The organism is Aliidiomarina sanyensis (genome assembly GCF_003987175.1).
Taxonomy (GTDB): domain Bacteria; phylum Pseudomonadota; class Gammaproteobacteria; order Enterobacterales; family Alteromonadaceae; genus Aliidiomarina; species Aliidiomarina sanyensis.
On record NZ_PIPM01000001.1, the window covers coordinates 431,631 to 451,025 of the forward strand.

Here is a 19,395-nt window from a genome sequence, read left to right on the forward strand (position 1 = left end):
TACGACTTAGCTGAACTGTTTGAGGAAACGGAGATCATTTTCGAAGAATGCACGGAGGTCGTTCACACCGTAGCGAATCATCGTGAGGCGCTCAACGCCCATTCCGAAGGCAAATCCCGTGTATTCTTCCGGGTCAATTCCGACTGCGCGTAACACATTGGGATGCACCATGCCGCATCCCAAGACTTCAAGCCAGTTGCCATCTTTTCGACGAACATCAACCTCCGCCGAGGGTTCGGTGAATGGGAAGTACGATGGACGGAAGCGAATCTCTAGATCTTCTTCAAAGAAATGATGCAAGAAGTCGTGCAAGATCCCCTTTAATTCCGTAAAACTCACGTTTTTATCAACCATCAAACCTTCTACCTGATGAAACATCGGAGTGTGGGTTTGATCATAATCATTCCGATACACCCGCCCTGGCGAGATGATACGAAGCGGTGGCTTTTCAGACTCCATCGTTCGAATCTGAACACCAGATGTTTGGGTGCGCAACATCGTTGAGGGCGTAAAATAAAAGGTGTCGTGATCAGCCCGAGCGGGGTGATTTGTTGGGATATTCAATGCATCAAAGTTATGGAAGTCATCTTCCACTTCTGGACCTTCTTTCACCGCAAAACCGAGTTGGCCGAAATAATCTTCAATGCGCTGGATGGTCCGGGTTACTGGATGGGTTCCGCCCACTTGGCTCATTCGCCCTGCGAGGGTTACGTCAATCCGCTCAGCTTCAAGACGCGCATTCATTTCAGCATCTTTCAAAGCGTCGCGCTTTTCATTCAGGATATCTTGGAGTTCTTGCTTGACCTGATTGATCAGCTGACCCGCTTGAGGGCGCTCTTCTGGGCTTAGTTTTCCTAAGCTCTTCAACTGCTCAGTGAGCTTTCCCTTTTTGCCCATAAATTCAACCCGCACGTCTTCAATTTCCGTGGGGGTGTTGGCAGCATTCGCCGCAGCTTTACCTGCTGCTAGAATCTCGGCCAGATTCGTTTGTAAATCCATGCTTATCCTCAACTACTTAGACGTCCATCGCGCACGGTGTGGACCACCGAATTGAAAGGCGCAATCATAGCATAAAATAACAAAAAGGGAGCCATAACGGCTCCCCTCTTTCTGACAAATTGAAGCGGCTGCTTACGCGCCCAGACCTTCTTTTGCTTTCGCAACCAATGCAGAGAAACCTGCTTGGTCGTGAACTGCGATGTCTGCCAGGATCTTACGATCGATCTCTACAGATGCTTTCTTCAAACCGTTGATAAAACGGCTGTAAGACAAACCACCTTGACGCGCCGCAGCGTTAATCCGAACAATCCATAATTGACGGAACTGACGCTTTTTCGCACGACGGTCACGATATGCGTATTGACCGGCTTTGATTACTGCTTGTTTCGCTACGCGGAATACGCGTGAACGAGCACCATAGTAACCTTTTGCTTGCTTCAGGATTTTCTTGTGACGCGCACGCGCGATCACACCACGTTTTACTCGTGCCATGTTTCAATCTCCTCTTTACGCGTACGGCAACATACGATCGACTAATGCAACATCGCTCTTGTGAACCATGTTCTTAGCGCGAAGGTGACGCTTACGCTTAGAGCTCTTTTTGGTCAGAATATGACGCAAGTGAGACTGTTTGCACTTGTATCCGCCTGAAGCGGTTTTCTTAAAGCGCTTCGAGGCGCTTTTTACACTTTTCATTTTTGGCATTACAAATACTCCGCATTGGATTGCCAATTGAAATAACAAGGTGAATCACCGCCATGGTGATTACTTGAGAACCTGTGCTACTTCTTACTTTCCGGTGCCAAGACCATAATCATCTGGCGACCTTCAGCCCGACGAGGGAACGATTCGCAGTTCGAAACTTCCTCTAGATCAGTTTTAATCCGCTCTAGAAGTTCAATTCCGATCTCCTGATGTGCCATTTCCCGGCCACGGAAACGCACGGTGACTTTCGCTTTGTCACCTCCCTCAAGAAAGCGACGCAGGTTGCGCAGTTTTACCTGGTAATCGCCTTCATCTGTGCCAGGTCGGAATTTAACTTCCTTCACCTGAATCTGTTTCTGCTTTTTCTTTTGCTCTTTCTGCTGCTTACTTTTCTCGTAAAGGAACTTTCCGTAGTCCATTACGCGACACACAGGCGGCTCAGCATTGGGGCTGATCTCGACGAGATCCAACCCTGCTTCTGCAGCTAACTCGAGCGCTTCATTTAAACTGACAACCCCTCGCTGTTCGCCTTCTGCGTCAATTAAGCGAACTTCATGCGCGGTGATTGTATCATTTATCCGTGTTTTATCGGCCTTTTGACCTTTTTTTCCGCCTTTAATTGTGTGTTCCTCCAATCGGATTAAGAGATTACGCGTGCATTTACGTCACCGCGCAGACGAGTCATGAAGTCGGCAACCGCAAACTTGCCGAGGTCTTCACCCCGTCGGGTCCGCACCGCGACTTGTCCTTCTTCGACTTCGCGATCACCGACCACCAATAAATAAGGCACGCGCTTGAGCGTGTGCTCGCGAATTTTAAAGCCTATCTTCTCATTTCTCAAGTCGGCTTTTGCTCTAAAGCCCTGTTTTTTCAATTCTGACACAAGATTTTGAGCATATTCCGCCTGATTATCGGTGATATTCATCACCACAACCTGCATTGGCGCCAACCAGGTGGGGAAAAATCCAGCATATTCCTCAATCAAAATTCCCATGAAACGCTCCAGCGAGCCTAAAATGGCTCGGTGAATCATCACAGGAACGTGCCGTTCGTTGTCTTCACCTACATAGGTCGCACCCAGACGATTTGGAAGTGCAAAATCCAACTGAATGGTGCCGCATTGCCACGCGCGACCAAGACAATCAAACAGGGTAAATTCTATTTTCGGGCCATAGAATGCTCCCTCACCCGGCAAGTACTCAAATTCAATGTCATGGCTTTTCAAGGCCTCAGCCAATGCTGATTCAGCTCGGTCCCAGGTCGCATCGTCACCAAGCCGCTTTTCAGGACGGGTGGACAGTTTAACATCTATTCGCTCAAAGCCGAAGGCTTGGTATGTTTCGTAAACCATTCGAATGCAACCGGCAACTTCTTCTTGCACCTGCGACTCGGTACAAAAAATATGTGCATCGTCCTGCGTAAAGCCACGCACGCGCATCAAACCATGGAGCGCGCCGGAAGGTTCGTTCCGATGACAACAGCCGAACTCGGCCATCCGGAGTGGGAGATCACGGTATGATTTCAATCCTTGATTAAAAATCTGTACGTGCCCAGGGCAGTTCATTGGCTTCACCGCATACTCTCGATTTTCAGATGCGGTGGTAAACATCAACTCGGAGAACTTTTCCCAATGACCTGAGCGCTCCCACAGCACTCGGTCCATCATCAGTGGACCTTTCACCTCTTGGTAGTTGTATTCGTTCAGCTTTTCACGAATATACTTTTCCAACTCTTGGAAAATAGTCCATCCGTTGTGGTGCCAGAACACCATACCCGGCGCTTCTTCTTGCCAGTGGAATAGATCTTGGGTTTTCCCGATCTTGCGATGATCGCGTTTTTCAGCCTCTTCTAATCGCTGTAGATACGCTTTTAAATCTTTTTTATCGGTCCATGCGGTCCCATAAATACGCTGCAACATCTTGTTGTCAGAATCACCGCGCCAATAGGCGCCAGCAACTTTCATGATTTTGAAGTGCTTGCAAAAACGCATATTCGGGACGTGCGGGCCGCGGCACATGTCAACGTATTCTTCGTGATGATACAGACCAGGGCGATCTGAGCGGTCAATATTCTCGTCGAGAATTTCAACTTTATAACTTTCACCACGTGCGACGAATGTCTCGCGCGCTTCTTCCCAACTGACCTTCTTTTTCACCACATCATATTCGGTTTTGGCCAATTGCTGCATACGTTGCTCGAGCGCTTCTAAATCGTCTTGAGACAACGGACGATCGATATCAACGTCGTAATAAAACCCGTTTTCAATCACCGGACCGATCGCCATTTTCGTATCCGGCCACATTTGCTTGATTGCGTGCCCGAGCAAATGCGCACAGGAATGACGAATAATCTCGAGTCCCTCCGCGTTTTTCGGCGTGATAATTTCAAGAGAGGCATTTTCTTCAATCAGATCGGTGGCATCAACGAGGACACCATTGACACGCCCTGCGACGGTCGCCTTGGCTAAACCAGGGCCAATATCATTGGCGACATCTAAAACAGAAACGGCGTGATTGAATTCACGTTGACTACCATCGGGGAGCGTAATGACCGGCATGCTAATTCCTTTCTACAGTGGTGACACCCACCAAGTGCCACATGTACATCTTTAAATCGTTCTGTGCGACAGCACCTTTGCGGCGCATGACAAAAACGAGCGAAGTTGAAAACTCGGCAATCTTAACGGTTTGCGTCAGTGAACGCAACGCGACACAGCGGATAGCAGTCGCATCCAGTTATGCAAATACAAACAACCCCATAATACCGAACATCGCAAACAACGTACCGAGCAGAGCACGAAAGCTCACTCGTTTTCCGCGCATAATCTGCAAGGACAACATAAACAGTGGCGCCGTTGAAAGTAACGTTTGCGCAATTCCTGGGCTGACAACGGAGATTGCAAGCTGTTGGAGCCAGATCGCGACAAAGGTTCCCAAGCCAATGGCAACCAACAGAACCGATATTCTCGTTTGCCCGAGTGCTTGCTTTGTTTCTCCGAGAATTTTTGGTCGCATAATTAACAGCGCACAGGTTAAAACCAATGTTCCTGCGCCAAGACGTATCATGGCAGCTTGCATTGCATTGATATCAAACTGCTGAAAGGCTTGAAATGCCATCACTAAACCGAGTGCTTGGCACAGTGCAGCCGTCACACCAAACCACAATCCTGACCGACTCAGAGGCACACCGGCGACAGGTTGTCGCTCCGTGAGGACACTGAGCACACCAAGAATGACCACAATCCCTGCAACGACTTGAACCCATGTAAGTGTTTCCGATAACACAAGCCATGCGATCAATGCAGCAAGTGGCGGCGCGAGATATTCCAGCAAAATGGTATGCGCAGGGCCGAGGCGCCGGAGTGCAGAAAAGTAACAGGTGTCACCGATCGTAATGCCAATAACGCCACTGAGAACCAGTAGAATCAACGGCCACGTGGTCCAAGAGAGTGCTTGCATGTCGGTACTGAGCCACAGCCCGAGGAGCAGTAACGGTGTCGCAACGCTGCCTTTCACTAAATTTAGCTGAGCTGCTGAGAGATGAAGGCTCGATTTACTGTAGAGAAGCGTGGCCAAAGCCCAGCAAAACGCTGCACTTAAAGCCGCCAATTGTCCGAGCCAAACACTCATAAAAGACCTTTCATCTAAAAAATTAAGCGACATGACATCACTTATGCGCTTTCTATGGCGGCGCTGCAGCGATTTTTGCCGCTCTTGCTATGCTTAAGCAAGACAGACAACAAGAAACGACAATAACTCAGGACTCACATTATGGACGACGCAAAACTGTTTGATGCACGCGTTCATTGTCCGCACTGTGGACATACCGTGCACCTGGATGTCGATACATCAGAAGACGAACAAAACTATGAAGATGAATGCCCGAATTGCGGGGATTCAATTTACGTGACCATGCATCGTGAGATTGGTGACGATAAAATCCACTTACGCGTAACCGCTGACGACGAACAATATTATTAACGCGTTTTGCCTCATTCGTGGCGCAAAACCTCAGTCGGCATTAACCGGTTGCTTGACGGGCAAGCACGCGTTTTACTGTTTCAACAATCGTCATCGTTTGTTGGTCTGCTTCAATGTTGATGCGCTGACCCGGACGCGCCGATCCCAAGATAGTAATCGCTAAGGTTTCTGGGATGAGGTGTAGCCAGAAACCGCGCTCAGTCACCTCTCCGACCGTTAAACTCGCGCCATCAACTGCCACAAAACCCTTCGGCAAGATATATTCAAGCCACTGGGAATCGAGCTCAAGATAAAGTCGACAATTATCCTGACTATCAATCCGTTCTTTTAAGACTGCCGTTGTATGAATATGACCCGAGAGAATGTGGCCGCCCAACTCTTTCCCAAGGGTGAGTGAGCGTTCAAAGTTCACCATATCCCCTTGCTTAAGGTCGCCAAGGTCGGTTAAACGGAGCGTTTCGTCAATAATATCGAAAGACACTTCGCTTTGGACGACTGGTTCCGCACCGGACTCAGTAATCCCGAGACGAAAACGAGTCACCGTAAGACAGCAGCCATTGATTGCGATACTCGCCCCAGTTTCAATGTGTTCAAGAAACTGCGGTGCGACCCGAAGGGTCAACTGACGAAATTGCTCGCGATCCTCCACCGAATGCACGATAGCCTGAGTTTGGACAATGCCAGTAAACATGCGACACCCTGAAATCAACAAAAAAAAATGTCTGATATATCGAGATGCGAAGCGCAGCATCTCAGTTACCGAGGCAAGTGTACCTGAAATTCACCGGGGGCAACACTGGCAACGTTTCCTTGTTTGGCTGCTGTTCCCCCTCTGCGTGCTGATACTCACCGCCTGTACACGTGCGGTCGACCATCATTTCGATGACTACCAAGGGCGCCTCGCGCGGTTACTTGATACCGATATTCCAACCGCACCGCTACCCGAAAACCCGCGGATGCCACGCACCCAAAGTGTCCAGCAGGCGATTCCTGAGTTCTCTATCGGCTTGCTCGCGAGTACACGGTTAAATCGCTGCCGCGCCGGAGCACTTGTCGCAGAGCGAAACAGTTCATTGGGTCGCGTTCAGTCGGTGGATGCACGATTACTCTACGAGATACGCATGATCGATGCCCTGCAAGATTGCTTGAATTCCCCGGTCGCCGAGAGTGATGATTTGCGCGAGATATTGGAATCAGCGCTTGCGCACAAAATCGATACCCTACCCCTGTGGATTGACCGCTTCTTGACCAGTGATGACGTGATCCGCAGTCGGTTGCGGGTCTCGCGCTCTCCACTCACCTTAGATGGAACTGACCCGGCTGAAGCGAGCATCGCAGCGCTCACGTATTTCGCGGATGTGTTTGCGGCCCTCAATGCGGATCCTAAAGGATATCAAGTTGACCCTTCAGCGTGGACATCCCACATGCGGACACTCGGCCAACAGGACTTTCTGAGTGATTTATGGCGAACCCAACAAGTGGTCCAACAGGGACTTATCACGAGCAACGAACTATTGGAAAATGCGGCCCAACGTGTGGGTTGCGCGCGAGTTGGCACGCCCCGGGAAGCAGAATACTTACAGAATGTGATGATGAATTTCTGGATTGAAGGGTTGCAAGGCCAGCTCGCTCGCTTACAAGGCTATCAACATCAAGTAAGCCGCGAGTTAGAGCGGTTAACCGCCCACGTTCTGCACCCAGAGTGGACTGCATATATCGAGTCGCTGGTGGGAACCGACAGCATCGCGGAGCGAAATCGCGCACTAACCCGGGAGCATGCGGAACTGTGGCAAGTATTCCTCGAACAGTGTGATTTGCGCATCGGCAGCTGAATTATGCTGACGCGCGACGAATCGAAAGCGCTGCTGGTAGAGTTCTGACAAATGCGGGCGTTTCACCGAGCCACTCGCCATCGGCCTCAATGGGTAACCCCGGCGTTACAACCTGTACCGCATGGAACTGCCCACAGTGGACTTCTCTAAAATCAATATGGCGCCCTTGGTAGAGGCGTTTAAAAGCAAGTAACTTTTTCCAAAACCCCGCGTTCTCAATGTAACAATAGGCCAAGCTACCATCGTGGAAATTCGCATGGGGTGCAATCTGCATTCCATTACCAAAATACGGCCCGTTGGCAAAATTGAGCATAAAGCACGGGCGTCGGGACAGGGCGAGAAGTTTCTGTGAGCTTCCGGCGAGTTCGATGGTATTGGCTTTTTCAAACAACAAACTTCGCAACGCAGCACCGACATAGCGGACCGATGGAAACCATCCTTTTTTCCCGCGCAGTTGCTGTACCACCCGCGCATCAAAACCAATGCCGGCGACATTCACAAAATAGCGTTGATTTATCTGTCCAAGGTCAATGGTGACAAGTTCTCCATGTAACGCTTGTGCGATCCATTTCGCATCACTTTGATCATTGTAGCGCTTACCAAAAAAGCCCCGGGAAAAATCATTGCCTGTCCCGCTCGGAATATATCCAATGGCCACGCGATGCCCGACTAGCGCGTTGACTGCGAGGTGCAGCGTGCCATCGCCGCCAATCACGACCGCGTCGGTGATTTCGCTCGGATATTGCTGCATCAGATGCTCAACCGCTTCCACGGTGCGATCAACATCTGCAAAGGTTTCGAGGCGAATGGCCTCTCGACCGCCCGCCTCAATCGTCGCGATGACCGTATCCACGAGCCGCGCCCGATAGCGACGGCTCTGTGGATTACTAAGCACAAGGATCCGGTGTGACAAACTTCGGTTGGTCCGTTCAGGTTCCAACGTATTTCCCTCGTCAGGATGAACTCTCAGGCTTTAGATTCTCATAAACTTCGCGCGCGTCAAAGGTTTGTTCTTGTTCAGGGCGCATCCCTCGGCCCATTCGAACTTCCAGAACCACCTCCACTTCACTGCGCGAGTCGCCCAATGACATCCCGATATTATAGTGACGGACGGGTCGACGATACACGCGACAGCCGAGGGGCGTGCAATCACGAATCGTCTCATATCCAGCCCCAGCGCCAAAACTGGTACCTGAGCTCACGCGTTCGCGATTCACAAAGGTTTCGCGATTGACCACGCGGAACCAATCATATTCTTGCGCCAATGTGACCTCGCTCGCTCGAAGAAGCGCGTAATCCATCGCAAGACTGGTATTGTCTCCTCGTGATTTAAAATGCACGCGATAATGATCATCCGCGATTTTTCGCTCTGAATAACCAAATCCGCGGCCATCTGCCTCGCGATAAGTTGGTGAACTCGCGCACGCGCTCACCACGGTAATCATCACAAGAACCAAACTTAATTTCATGTAGGCTTTGATCATCATGATTCTCCTGTCGTCAATCTCAAGTATAGATCACGGGGCTCAGTCTCGGGCCAGTACCGCCCGCTCCTCCTCAAGTGTTAGCGGTGCGGACGCCCCCAATTGATTTAAGACCGAATCTAAAACGACACTGGCCGATGCCGCACTATATTCCGTTTGACCTGCGACAGTTTGATAGACACTCGCGACCGCCTGCCAGTGACCATCTGCAAGGCAAGCCACTTCATCCCGCGCACGCGTGTCACGCACTTGATAGGCGCGGCACAACTGACCATCCGCACCGGTGAAAGAAAAGTAAGTCTGAACTGTGACGCCCTGAACCTCCGTGGCTTCGCCACTCGGCAGCGAATGGAGCACCGCTTCGATCGCGGCCCATTGCTCATTTTCTTGTGCGGGCGGGGCTGTTTGCATCCACTGCCCCAGACCGATTCCAAACATCAACATGACGCTGGCGGCAAGGGCAACCGGCCCGCTGCGTTGCGAGAGCCATGGCCAACGAGTAAAAACCGATGTGGATTCCGGTGCTGGCGCTGAAAATGCGGCACGCTGTAACCCAGCGCTGATCGGTTTTCCATCAATTTGCTGGGCAAAGGCGCTGACCTGCGCGTCCACTTGACTCAACGCCGCTAATCGGTCCGCCAGTTCAGGATGGATTGCAAGCGCCTCACGGATCGCGTCCATTTCGCTGCTAGGTAATTGGTTATCCAAAAATGCGGATAATTGCGTATCAGTAAGCTTCATTAGTGCATTGCCTCCGCCGGTTGATTTAATCGATCCGCAAGGGCCACACGTGCGCGAGCTAAGCGGCTCATCACGGTGCCAATCGGAATCTCTAATGTTTCGGACACCTCGCGATACGACATCCCCTGGACTGCGACGAGTACGAGGACTTCATGTTGTTCCGCAGGTAATGTAGTCATTGCCGCCCCAACAGCGCTCAGCTCCAGCGCTTGTTCTGCTTGGTCTTCCACATGGAACTGAACTGTATCCTGAAATTGCGGGTCCGTAAGTGCATTATCGCGAACGCGTTGGGCTCGATATTCGTCTATCCACAAGTTTCGACACACACGAAAAGCCCATTGCAGCAACGCAGCGTCTTCTGGAATTGGACGCGTCAATAAACGCTCTACCGTTTGTTGCACGAGGTCATCGGCATCCGCCATTGACGTCGTTAACGAGAACGCGAAACGGCGAAGCGCCGGTAAACTACTCGCAATTTCTGCTTGCAATACGGATTTTTTCCGCATGAAACTCCCCTCGTTTGAATGAAACTATCTGAACTTATGAAGCTATCTTGTGGGGATAACGGCTCACTTACTTATTTTATTCCCGTATCTCGGAATGAATCGGTCACTTCATTCGTTATCCTTTCGTAAAACGAGTTTACTTTATAAACCATGAGTATAGAATTTAGATATGCGTATTTCTCTACCCGATGTATCGGCCATGACTGCCACAATCACACGAATGTCTATCGTCGTTGGCTGTTTACTTGTCAGTAACGCTTGGGCTCAGCAGATTCCCAACGTGCCTGTCGTAAACCCACCGGAACGCGTAATTGAACGCACGGTTGAACGGCACGTGGAGCGTGCGCAACGCCAAGCAGAACGCCTTGAACGGACCATTGAGCGCACCGATGCATCCGGGCCCCAACGCGCTCTCGATAACATTGTGGCTGTCACCGAGCGAGCCATTGAGCGAAGCATTGGATTCAGTGAGCACGCCATCTTACCGGAACGGCTTGCCATACTTGACCGTCAGGGCATCGAGCGGTTTGTCGAAATTGAAATCGAGCCTGGCCGACGGGCAATCGAACGGCAATGGGTTTTGCTGCTGTCGGCGGAAGAGTTTGATGCCCTTGCGACAGAAGCGCCCGAATTGTGGGGTTTTTTAAGTGAAACCGCGCATTTAAGTGGTCTTGACGCCATCCTTGCGACCTTCGTGGTTCCCCGTCATCTCGATAATAGGGAAGGCGTTCAACGACTTGTTCCATCTGCTCTCCATGATGTGCTTGATCGAAACCATGTATACCAGGCCAATCGCGCTTCTGGTCCCCCAGCATCCGCTTTCTTTGCTGATCTGCAAACCGCAGGACTGGACTGGCCAACCGCTGCCGTCTGCGAGAAACCCGTGAAAATAGGCGTGATTGATACCGGGATTGAGTATCAGCATGAAGCATTTTCTCGCAGTGTCCGAGAGAACCGTTTCCAACGCCGCCCCTTTGTTGAAACCAGCATTGCACAGCCGGGACACCATGGAACCGCCGTGTCGGGACTTCTTATCGGGGAATCGGAGTCCTTTTCAGGCTTAGTTCCAAACGCTCACGTGTTTCACGCTGAGGTCTTCTATCGGCAATCTGAGATGCATCAGGGCGCCACGGTCACGCACCTGATTCAAGCGTTGAGCTGGTTGCATGAAGCTCAGGTGCGGGTTATCAATTTAAGCTTAAGTGGCCCACCAAACCGTCTGTTAGAGCGGACCATCGATCGGCTGACGGAACAGGGGCTGATTCTGGTTGCAGCGGTCGGCAATGAAGGACCTCATGCCGAGCCGCTCTACCCCGCTGCGTATCAACAGGTCATTGCGGTCACGGCGGTTGATCGGCATGGCGGTATTTATCGGTGGGCGAATCAAGGCGAGCATGTCGAGTTTGCCGCCTATGGTGTCTCGGTTAAAACGGTTCGCGCCAATTCGAGTTGGGGCTATGAGTCGGGAACGTCGATGGCCGCGCCTTTTGTCACTGCATTTGCGGCATGCCACGATCAAGGAACGGTGGAAGCGACTCGGCTTCACTTGCGAGAACTTGCACTCCCGCTCAGTGAAAAAGACCACAGCCCTGTATTTGGCTATGGCCTTTTACACCCGCGTACACCCAACCGTTAAAACTGGATTCGCAAGCCCACACTTGCACGCGTCTCGGCGTAGTCAGCCGTCTCGAGGTTCGAGTCGTATTGCCCACGCTCAACGCTTCCAAGCACCCTGAGCGCACGCCATACCGGGATTTCAACCCGACTCTCGATTACATGGTGTCGATCGCTTCGTGGAGCGCCCACGGACGGATGCGTCGCCTTGTAGTCCCGATCGTGCCAGCGATAACTAAGTTGCCACCGCGCATCTCGTTGCCACAGCGAAAAGCGGTGAGAATAGCGGGCACGCACCGTCGTTCCTTGGTAAGAAAAAATCCCGTTTCGAGCATCTTCGTCATCACGGGATGCTCCCAGCAATATAAACTGACGACCCTCGCCAAAAAAGTAAAACGCATCCACGCCAGCACCCAGTGTATCGGCATCGCGCTCAGCCAGTGTCGCGAATGATTTATCGGTTTGGTTTAGCGCAGCGCGAATATACCACTGCTCGCCGAACATTCGTGATGCGTACAAAGCGCGCTGATGCAGGGTTAAAAATGAATCACCACCGAGATCAGCGTCGGCAAGATAATAAGCAAACCCGACCGTCCATGTGTCAAGCGCATAGCTGAGATCGCCGTAGAGCAAATGCATGGCTAAATCAAACTCGGAGAACTGATCGTAACGCCGGTCGCTGAAACTATATCCAGCATCGAAATTCACCTGGTCAGTGGCTTGCCACTGCATGTCGACACCTAACTCGTAAACCCATGCATGATCAGGCTCACCAATGGCCGTCTCAAGCTCAGTCACGCTTACATTGCTGTTATATTCACGGGAGGCATCCGCCCGGAATTGAAAATCGACGTTGGTTTCGGTGGCTGCCACAGAATCACTTGCAAGTGAGCTTAAAACGAGTGCCGCGATCAGCGTCAGCGCGCACCCACCGTGTTTTGAAGCGCTATACATAAGAACATCCTTCTCGGAACCCTGAGAGAAAATATAAGTAGAAAAAAGCGAGGGGGAAAGCGCCCCCTCGCTATTCGACCGAGCAATTATCCGCCAGTTGGGCGAATCCGTACCCGTTCACGAACGTTCTCACGAACCGTATCGCGGGCGGTATCACTCACCGTTGAGCGGACGCTCTCCGATACCGTGCTACCGACTTGCCCAGCAACTTCCGCACTGACTTCCGCGCCAATACCGCCGCTTGTCTCGCTGCGCACAATATCGGCCATCACGCCACGCATTTCACTTGCGGTGTCGCGAGCGAGTGCTGAGGTCGATTCACCGACTTGTGCCGTTGCATCTGCTGCTGCGCTCACACCCGCTTCAGCTGTTGCTTCCGCACGCCCCTGGGCTTGTGAAACCCGCGCTTGCGCTCGCTCAAGACCCGCTTGCGCGCGCTGTTCGCCATTTTCCGCGCGTTCAGCCAAGAAGGTTAGCACCGCTTCGGCAACCGACTCGCCTTCTTCTCGCGCATTTTCAATGGTCTCGGAGAGTTGCAGACCAAACGCAACATTCGCTTCGGCTTCAGCTTCTGCTTCACCCTCAACATCCCCTTCGAACTCAGGATCCATGTCAGGGGACTCATCATCACCCGTTTCTGGGGTGCTTTCATCGTCGGCGCTTGCACCCATTTGCAAGGACGACTGGGCTGATGCTTGGGCAGACACCTGAACGCCCACTTCAACATCCGCAGATGCATCTTGCTCATCGGCGAGCGCGAGAGGTGCAGACATCCCAAGCGCCAATGCACACGACAGAGCCAATACAGATGGTTTTACAATTGCAGTTTGTTTCGCTTTCATGGTCATTACCTCCAGTTGCGTCGAATGACACTTGGGTAACGGCTAATCAACGAAATCTATTCCGTAAAGATTCTGTGAATTCCCGGGAGGAAGCAAAAAAGGCGCTCATCGAGCGCCTTTCCATGCAATCAACACGACTTATTCGTCGGCATAACCCCAAGGCGTTGGGGGCAGATCCACCGGTGTGGTCAGATCGAAATCGACCCGAAATTCACGCCCTTCCCGAATTAAGCGGTACGTAAATTCTTCCGGGTAAATATACATTTGCCAAATATTCGTATTTGACGCTGGAATCCCCAACGCAGCAAACAACTCCTTTGAGTATTGATCGACCGGAAATGACTGGGAGTTTTCAAAACCAGCATCCACCGTATGCCCACCGTACATGGTCAACTCATCATAGCTACCATCGGGCATCCGATGATCGTGTTTGAGGGAGATACCCGAACCTGTTTTCGTTAGGATCCACGTGCGCGAGTGATTGTCACCGACGTGAAATGGAATCTGTAATTCATTTTCACTGCACTTCCGCACGTGCATAATCAAACGGCCTTCAAAACCTGAGCTCACCGGATTATTAACGCTCACCTGCCCCTCATAGGCTTTTCCACAGTGGGCGCGCAGATGCTCAAAGAATGCATCATGGGTTGGAATCGATACCAAAGGCGCAGGCTTCACAATGGGCGTGCTCGCTTGCGCCGCCGAAATATTGCTGCACCCAGTTGCAACGAGAACAGCTGCGGCCGTGAACGACAGCGTATGGACAATTTTTTTCATGTTCGACTCCACTTTTTATGTTCATTTATATCGAAAATCTTCGACACTCTATACACTCTAGTTATCAGATTCAAACATAGCGCGCTCATGCAACCGATACGTACGGTATTTCCATCAGTGGTCCATTCCGGCAATCTTAATAAGCACTGTGCTCGCAATCGGAATGCTCTTCCTCATGTAGTCCGCAGACTTAAGGGTTGAAAGAATTGAATTCAGAGTTTTACAAGGTGACTTGTTCTGCCTGATTATGCAGCGCACGGTGGAGCTCCTTCCACCTCGGTATGGCCTGTTCCATGATCTGATAAAACCGTGCGCTGTGACGAACCTCAATTAAATGAATTAATTCGTGTACAAGCACATATTCAATTAAGGCTTCATCACGATGCGCAAGCATCATGCTTAACCAAATTTTTCGCGTTCTCACATTACAACTTCCCCACCGGGTCTGCATGGCTCGGACACCAAAGCCGCTTGCTTTTACACCTAACCGTTGCTCCCACAGGGGAAGATACTTTTCTATCAGCGCAGCGAGTTTTCGGCGAGCCTCAGGTGAGTTATCAATCGGGGTTTGCGTAGGTGCATGGCGAAGCCGAGTTTGTTGTTTCCTGATCCATGGCAGGCGTTCGTGAAGAAACTCGCGCAGCGCACTTTCAGGGTAGCAATGTGGTGCGGAAACACGCACCCTGCCTTCACTTCCCACCACGCGCAGACGCACATTTTTCATTACTTTTCGAGTGACTTCAATCGATACGTCAGCCACATTCAGTACATAGCTCACATGCTTTTTTTGCACGGAACGCCGTGCTTTGTCCTGTGTCTTGAAAGCCGACCAAAGCGACATGATACCTTGCAATCCTTACCACGCCTCATTTGCGCGGGAACATGAAGTTTGCGCCCCCGCACGGAGACTGCAATACTGAAGAAGTCATTCACCTTTGTATCCTAACGCTCAACAGCCTCATAGCCTATATCAAAAGGAAAAAAACATGCTGACCCGTATCGCACTTCTCAGCAGCTCTTTTTTACTCGCAACCGCGTTTATCACTCCTACGACAGCGGCTCCCGTTGAAATCTCTGATTCCCTCGAGCAAAAAGTGATTGAGTGGCGCCGCGACATTCACCAACACCCGGAACTCAGCAACCGTGAGTTTCGTACCGCTGCGCTCGTCGCTGATCACCTGCGGGCTCTTGGCCTTGAAGTTACTACAGACATTGCCCATACCGGTGTCGTTGGCATTCTTCGAGGCGGAAAACCTGGACCAAACATTGCTTTGCGCGCGGACATGGACGCCTTGCCCGTACGTGAACTCACGGATGTTCCCTTCGCATCAACCGCGACCGGAGAATATCGAGGACGTGAAGTGCCCGTTATGCATGCCTGTGGGCATGATACCCATGTTGCCATGCTGATGGGGGCAGCCGAGTATTTAGCGGGTATTCAAGACCAGGTGGCAGGCAACATTATGTTTATCTTCCAACCTGCCGAGGAAGGGGCACCTCCGGGTGAAGAAGGCGGAGCCGAGCTTATGCTTGCCGAAGGCTTATTTGATCTTCTTAAGCCAGAGGCTGTGATGGGTATTCACGTTTGGTCGGCTGGAACGACTGGACATATCGGGTATCGAAAAGGCCCGTTGATGGCGTCATCTGATCGCTTTGAGATTCGCGTCATTGGAGAACAAACCCATGGCTCTCGACCATGGGGTGGCGTGGATCCCATTGTGGTTGCCGGTCAAATCATCAACAATGTGCAAACCATCGTTAGCCGCCAAATCAATATTACGCGCGCACCGGCTGTCGTTAGTTTTGGGATTGTCGAGGGCGGTGTTCGTAATAACATTATTCCAGATGAAGTCTACCTCGAAGGAACGATCCGAAATTTCGACATGGAATTGCGACAAGAAATCTTTGAAAAACTAAAACGAACGGCAGAACATACTGCAGCCGCAAGTGGTGCCCGAGTTGAAGTAGAGATTCACGAAGGCTATCCCGTTACGATCAATGATCCTGAACTCACCGCTCGCATGTTGCCAACCATCGAGCGTGTAATTGGCGCTGATAAAATATATGAAGCAGACTTGGTCACCGGGGCAGAAGATTTCTCATTCTACGCACTGGAAGTTCCCGGCCTATTTGTCTTCCTTGGTATTACACCGCCCGATCAAGATCCAGCGACCGCGCCCAGTAACCACTCACCTTACTTTTATGTTGATGAAGATGCTCTGCGCGTCGGAACTGAATTATTTATCAACTGGGTATTGGATTACCCAGAAGTCTCTGAGTGACCCAGGTTTTCTTGCTTCTTCGCCCGCGAGGTCGCGGCATCCCGCGCCCTCGCCGCCGCAATATAGTTGAGTAGCTCGCTGAATGGCATCGGCCGCGCAAAATAAAAGCCTTGGAGATGATCACAACGAAATTGCTGAAGAATTTGCGCTTGCTCTGCGGTTTCGACCCCTTCTGCAACGACCTGTAAATCTAGGTGGTGCGCGAGCTCAATGATCCCACCTAAGATTGCCTTATCGCGCGTATTTTGCGTGATTTCCCGAATAAAACTCCGATCAATCTTAATTTTGTTGACGGGCAGACGGCGCAGATAACTCAGGCTGGAATACCCCGTACCAAAATCATCGATCGACACACGAACACCCAAGTTTCGGATACTCTCAAGCACCTCAAATGCAAGCGCCTCATCTTCAAGAAACACCCCCTCGGTAACCTCAAGCTCGAGAGATTTTGGGGGAAGATGAAACGTCTCCAATACAGACTCAATACGCTCAATAAAACGACTTCGTGCAAATTGTAAGGGTGAGATATTAACCGCAATGGTCAGCTCATGGCCCGCTGCTCGCTGGATTTCGGAAATGTTTGCACAAGCCTCGCGCAACACCCAATCCCCGATCGAAATAATTTGTCCTGTTTGCTCTGCAAGGGGGATAAAAACAGCGGGTGAAATTAATCCACGTTTTGGATGGTTCCAGCGCACCAGTGCTTCAACGCCAATCAGTCTGCTCGTACGGGCGTCTACAATGGGTTGATAATGCAGCGCTAAATGACCCTTCTGCATTGCCTTTTCCAGCTCCCGCCGCAAAATCACTCGTTCGCTCATTTGTTCTGTGATTTCAGATGAATACCAGTGAATGGTGTTTCGGCCTGCTTTTTTTGCTTGATACATCGCCATATCGGCCTGCCGAATAACCATATGGGGCTGCGGATCGATATGTTTGTCAACACCCCGTTCATTCGCCGCTACACCAATACTGGCGGTGATGTATAGCGTCTCTGCCCCAACCACATAAGGCTGCGAGATTTGCGTTAGGATTCGCTCCGCGACTATTTGCGCATCATCAATTTGAATTAGAGATGGCAGCAGAACTAAAAACTCATCTCCATTGAAGCGAGCGACGGTATCACCGACTTCAATAACGCGTTGAATTCGCTCGGCTACCAACTGCAAAACTTGATCACCCACTTCGTGTCCGAGACTGTCATTTATGGGTTTAAATTCGTCTAAATCAATATACAATACAACCACAGCGCGGCCATGTTGCTGTGCAAGATCGGTATCATGGACCAGCCGCTCTTCAAATTGAAATCGATTCGGTAGGCCGGTCAGGGGATCATGGGTCGATTGATAGTCTAGGCGTTGCTCAATATCAATGCGCTGCGTAATGTCTTGTGTAATACCGATAAAATGCGTCACCTGCCCCGTGTCATCACGTACAGGAGAAATCTGCAAATCATTCCAAAAGATGGTCCCGTCTTTCCGGTAGTTCAGAATCGTGACACTGACCTGTTTTCTTTCACGTAAGCCGGCTCGAATCATATCGACAACCCCGGCGTCTGTCTCAGGACCTTGTAAAAAGCGACAATTGCGACCGATCACTTCATGCTTTGCATACCCAGTCATTGCGAGAAAAGCGGGGTTAACATAGATGAGAGGTTGATCGGTCTTTTTTGCGTCGGCAATTATGACACCGTTGGCACTCGCCTCCATACTCCGGCTTAATAAGTGCAATTCTTCCGCATGAATAAGTTCTTGACTGATATCCTTGGCGATCCCATAGACTTCAATCACTTTGTCTTCGATCGTCAACGGCAAGTTAATGATTTCAATGTGTTGAATACTACCATCCGTGCTGAGAGCTCTTGTTCGATAGCGAACCGTCTCTCCTGCTTTTGCACGGTTGAAATAATGAAAAACCGCCGGTTTGTCCTCCTCTAGCATAAATTCCGTGAAGTGGTGTCCGATAATGCCAGATTCATCACAGGACAGTAATTCACATGTTGCTTGATTCGCACTGGTTATAAAACCATCGAAGTCAAGCGTATACACCTGGTCAGGGTGGTTTGAGAATAAATTGCGGTAACGATTTTCCTGCTCGCGTGAACTCATAAACTCTCTGACCTGAATATTAGGGGTAAGCGGATTAAATGGTTGATCTTACCTTTGCATGAGAGTGAGACAGACCGGCATCTCATCGGATTATCTGGTTGATGCTTCACCTACTGCTGGTGCATGTTTCCTTCGCTAATTCCAGCAAGAACCCCACACGCCTCAACTTCCCGGTCATCGTTGCAACTCGCTCTCAGTGAAACGAGTTGTTTCTCAAGCGCTTGCAGAGCGGTTATCTGCGACCGCACATGAGAGATGTGATCATCGAGCAAGGCGTTGACGGCGGTACAGGACTGATGAGGGTCGTCCTGATAGCGCTTTAGTTCGTGAATTTCTGCCAGTGACAGATCCAGGATGCGGCAGCGACGAATAAAGGCCAGCCGCTCAACGTGTTTCTCGGTATAGACACGGTAACCGTTCTCCTGCCGACCAGGCGGCGGCAACAAGCCCTGCCGTTCGTAGAAGCGGATCGTCTGTGTATCTACCCCTACTGACTGTGCCAACTGACCAATACGCATCGGGTTCCTCCGCAACGGATTATCTACGCTATTGACCTTATAGCGACTATATA

21 protein-coding genes are annotated in these 19,395 nt (G+C 50.8%); 4 read left to right on the top strand and 17 right to left on the bottom strand.

Going from position 1 to position 19,395, the window contains the following annotated elements:
* Nucleotides 1-6: 6 nt before the first annotated feature.
* From pheS to CWE11_RS02000, 6 genes are all read right to left on the bottom strand, one after another.
* Nucleotides 7-999 carry a phenylalanine--tRNA ligase subunit alpha gene (gene pheS / locus CWE11_RS01975; RefSeq protein WP_126775917.1) on the bottom strand — a complete coding sequence of 331 codons (993 nt, stop codon included), beginning with the start codon at nucleotides 997-999 and terminating at the stop codon, nucleotides 7-9.
* A gap of 132 nt (nucleotides 1,000-1,131) precedes the next feature.
* Nucleotides 1,132-1,491 carry a 50S ribosomal protein L20 gene (gene rplT, locus CWE11_RS01980; RefSeq protein WP_126775918.1) on the bottom strand — a complete coding sequence of 120 codons (360 nt, stop codon included), beginning with the start codon at nucleotides 1,489-1,491 and terminating at the stop codon, nucleotides 1,132-1,134.
* Between the two features lie 15 nt (nucleotides 1,492-1,506).
* On the bottom strand, nucleotides 1,507-1,704 hold the full coding sequence (gene rpmI / locus CWE11_RS01985; protein ID WP_126775919.1) for a 50S ribosomal protein L35: 198 nt from the start codon (nucleotides 1,702-1,704) through the stop codon (nucleotides 1,507-1,509).
* Nucleotides 1,705-1,781: 77 nt separating this feature from the next.
* Nucleotides 1,782-2,339 (bottom strand): translation initiation factor IF-3, encoded by a 558-nt coding sequence (infC, locus tag CWE11_RS01990; RefSeq protein ID WP_126775920.1) that lies wholly within the window; start codon nucleotides 2,337-2,339, stop codon nucleotides 1,782-1,784.
* Nucleotides 2,340-2,344: 5 nt separating this feature from the next.
* The gene (gene thrS / locus CWE11_RS01995; protein ID WP_126775921.1) at nucleotides 2,345-4,261 is read right to left on the bottom strand and encodes a threonine--tRNA ligase; all 1,917 of its coding nucleotides are present in this window, start codon (nucleotides 4,259-4,261) and stop codon (nucleotides 2,345-2,347) included.
* A gap of 178 nt (nucleotides 4,262-4,439) precedes the next feature.
* The gene (locus tag CWE11_RS02000; protein WP_126775922.1) at nucleotides 4,440-5,333 is read right to left on the bottom strand and encodes a DMT family transporter; all 894 of its coding nucleotides are present in this window, start codon (nucleotides 5,331-5,333) and stop codon (nucleotides 4,440-4,442) included.
* A 141-nt stretch (nucleotides 5,334-5,474) separates the two neighbouring features.
* Here CWE11_RS02000 and CWE11_RS02005 point away from each other — a divergent pair, with 141 nt between their 5' ends.
* On the top strand, nucleotides 5,475-5,684 hold the full coding sequence (locus CWE11_RS02005) for a zinc ribbon domain-containing protein (protein ID WP_126775923.1): 210 nt from the start codon (nucleotides 5,475-5,477) through the stop codon (nucleotides 5,682-5,684).
* Nucleotides 5,685-5,724: 40 nt separating this feature from the next.
* On the opposite strand, the gene CWE11_RS02010 is transcribed toward CWE11_RS02005, so the two are convergent.
* The gene (locus CWE11_RS02010) at nucleotides 5,725-6,375 is read right to left on the bottom strand and encodes a riboflavin synthase subunit alpha (RefSeq protein WP_126775924.1); all 651 of its coding nucleotides are present in this window, start codon (nucleotides 6,373-6,375) and stop codon (nucleotides 5,725-5,727) included.
* On the opposite strand from CWE11_RS02010, the gene CWE11_RS02015 reads away from it, so the two are divergent.
* Nucleotides 6,362-7,516 (top strand): DUF3080 family protein, encoded by a 1,155-nt coding sequence (locus CWE11_RS02015; RefSeq protein ID WP_126775925.1) that lies wholly within the window; start codon nucleotides 6,362-6,364, stop codon nucleotides 7,514-7,516. The two genes, CWE11_RS02010 and CWE11_RS02015, sit on opposite strands and share 14 nt — an antisense overlap.
* Nucleotide 7,517: 1 nt before the next feature.
* On the opposite strand, the gene CWE11_RS02020 is transcribed toward CWE11_RS02015, so the two are convergent.
* The 4 genes from CWE11_RS02020 to CWE11_RS02035 are packed head-to-tail and all read right to left on the bottom strand — an operon-like array spanning nucleotide 7,518 to nucleotide 10,247.
* Nucleotides 7,518-8,456: a diacylglycerol/lipid kinase family protein gene (locus CWE11_RS02020; RefSeq protein WP_157981272.1), complete on the bottom strand. Its 939-nt coding sequence runs from the start codon at nucleotides 8,454-8,456 to the stop codon at nucleotides 7,518-7,520.
* A 13-nt stretch (nucleotides 8,457-8,469) separates the two neighbouring features.
* Complete coding sequence (locus CWE11_RS02025; protein ID WP_126775927.1) at nucleotides 8,470-9,003, bottom strand: CC0125/CC1285 family lipoprotein; 534 nt, start codon at nucleotides 9,001-9,003, stop codon at nucleotides 8,470-8,472.
* 39 nt (nucleotides 9,004-9,042) lie between these two features.
* Nucleotides 9,043-9,741, bottom strand: coding sequence for an anti-sigma factor family protein (locus CWE11_RS02030; RefSeq protein ID WP_126775928.1), 699 nt, complete (start codon nucleotides 9,739-9,741; stop codon nucleotides 9,043-9,045).
* The gene (locus tag CWE11_RS02035; protein ID WP_126775929.1) at nucleotides 9,741-10,247 is read right to left on the bottom strand and encodes an RNA polymerase sigma factor; all 507 of its coding nucleotides are present in this window, start codon (nucleotides 10,245-10,247) and stop codon (nucleotides 9,741-9,743) included. Before CWE11_RS02035 ends, CWE11_RS02030 begins: the two co-directional genes overlap by 1 nt.
* 169 nt (nucleotides 10,248-10,416) lie before the next feature.
* Between CWE11_RS02035 and CWE11_RS02040 the strand changes: the two genes are divergently transcribed.
* Complete coding sequence (locus tag CWE11_RS02040) at nucleotides 10,417-11,883, top strand: S8 family serine peptidase (protein WP_126775930.1); 1,467 nt, start codon at nucleotides 10,417-10,419, stop codon at nucleotides 11,881-11,883.
* Here CWE11_RS02040 and CWE11_RS02045 read toward each other — a convergent pair.
* The 4 genes from CWE11_RS02045 to CWE11_RS02060 form a co-directional block, all read right to left on the bottom strand.
* Nucleotides 11,880-12,815, bottom strand: coding sequence for a surface lipoprotein assembly modifier (locus CWE11_RS02045; RefSeq protein ID WP_126775931.1), 936 nt, complete (start codon nucleotides 12,813-12,815; stop codon nucleotides 11,880-11,882). The genes CWE11_RS02040 and CWE11_RS02045 overlap by 4 nt on opposite strands.
* Before the next feature lie 86 nt (nucleotides 12,816-12,901).
* Entirely contained in the window at nucleotides 12,902-13,657 is a 756-nt protein-coding gene (locus tag CWE11_RS02050) for a hypothetical protein (RefSeq protein ID WP_126775932.1), read from the bottom strand.
* A 138-nt stretch (nucleotides 13,658-13,795) separates the two neighbouring features.
* Nucleotides 13,796-14,434: a hypothetical protein gene (locus CWE11_RS02055; protein ID WP_241971693.1), complete on the bottom strand. Its 639-nt coding sequence runs from the start codon at nucleotides 14,432-14,434 to the stop codon at nucleotides 13,796-13,798.
* 220 nt (nucleotides 14,435-14,654) lie between these two features.
* Nucleotides 14,655-15,275 (bottom strand): M48 family metallopeptidase, encoded by a 621-nt coding sequence (locus CWE11_RS02060; protein ID WP_126775933.1) that lies wholly within the window; start codon nucleotides 15,273-15,275, stop codon nucleotides 14,655-14,657.
* Nucleotides 15,276-15,420: 145 nt separating this feature from the next.
* On the opposite strand from CWE11_RS02060, the gene CWE11_RS02065 reads away from it, so the two are divergent.
* Nucleotides 15,421-16,716, top strand: coding sequence for a M20 family metallopeptidase (locus CWE11_RS02065; protein ID WP_126775934.1), 1,296 nt, complete (start codon nucleotides 15,421-15,423; stop codon nucleotides 16,714-16,716).
* Here the strand turns inward: CWE11_RS02065 and CWE11_RS02070 are convergent.
* Together CWE11_RS02070 and cadR are read right to left on the bottom strand one after the other, a co-directional pair.
* A complete protein-coding gene (locus CWE11_RS02070) occupies nucleotides 16,695-18,824 on the bottom strand; it encodes a sensor domain-containing protein (RefSeq protein WP_126775935.1) in 2,130 nt (709 codons plus the stop codon). The genes CWE11_RS02065 and CWE11_RS02070 overlap by 22 nt on opposite strands.
* A 110-nt stretch (nucleotides 18,825-18,934) precedes the next feature.
* Entirely contained in the window at nucleotides 18,935-19,342 is a 408-nt protein-coding gene (cadR, locus tag CWE11_RS02075) for a Cd(II)/Pb(II)-responsive transcriptional regulator (RefSeq protein ID WP_024126910.1), read from the bottom strand.
* Nucleotides 19,343-19,395 lie beyond the last annotated feature (53 nt).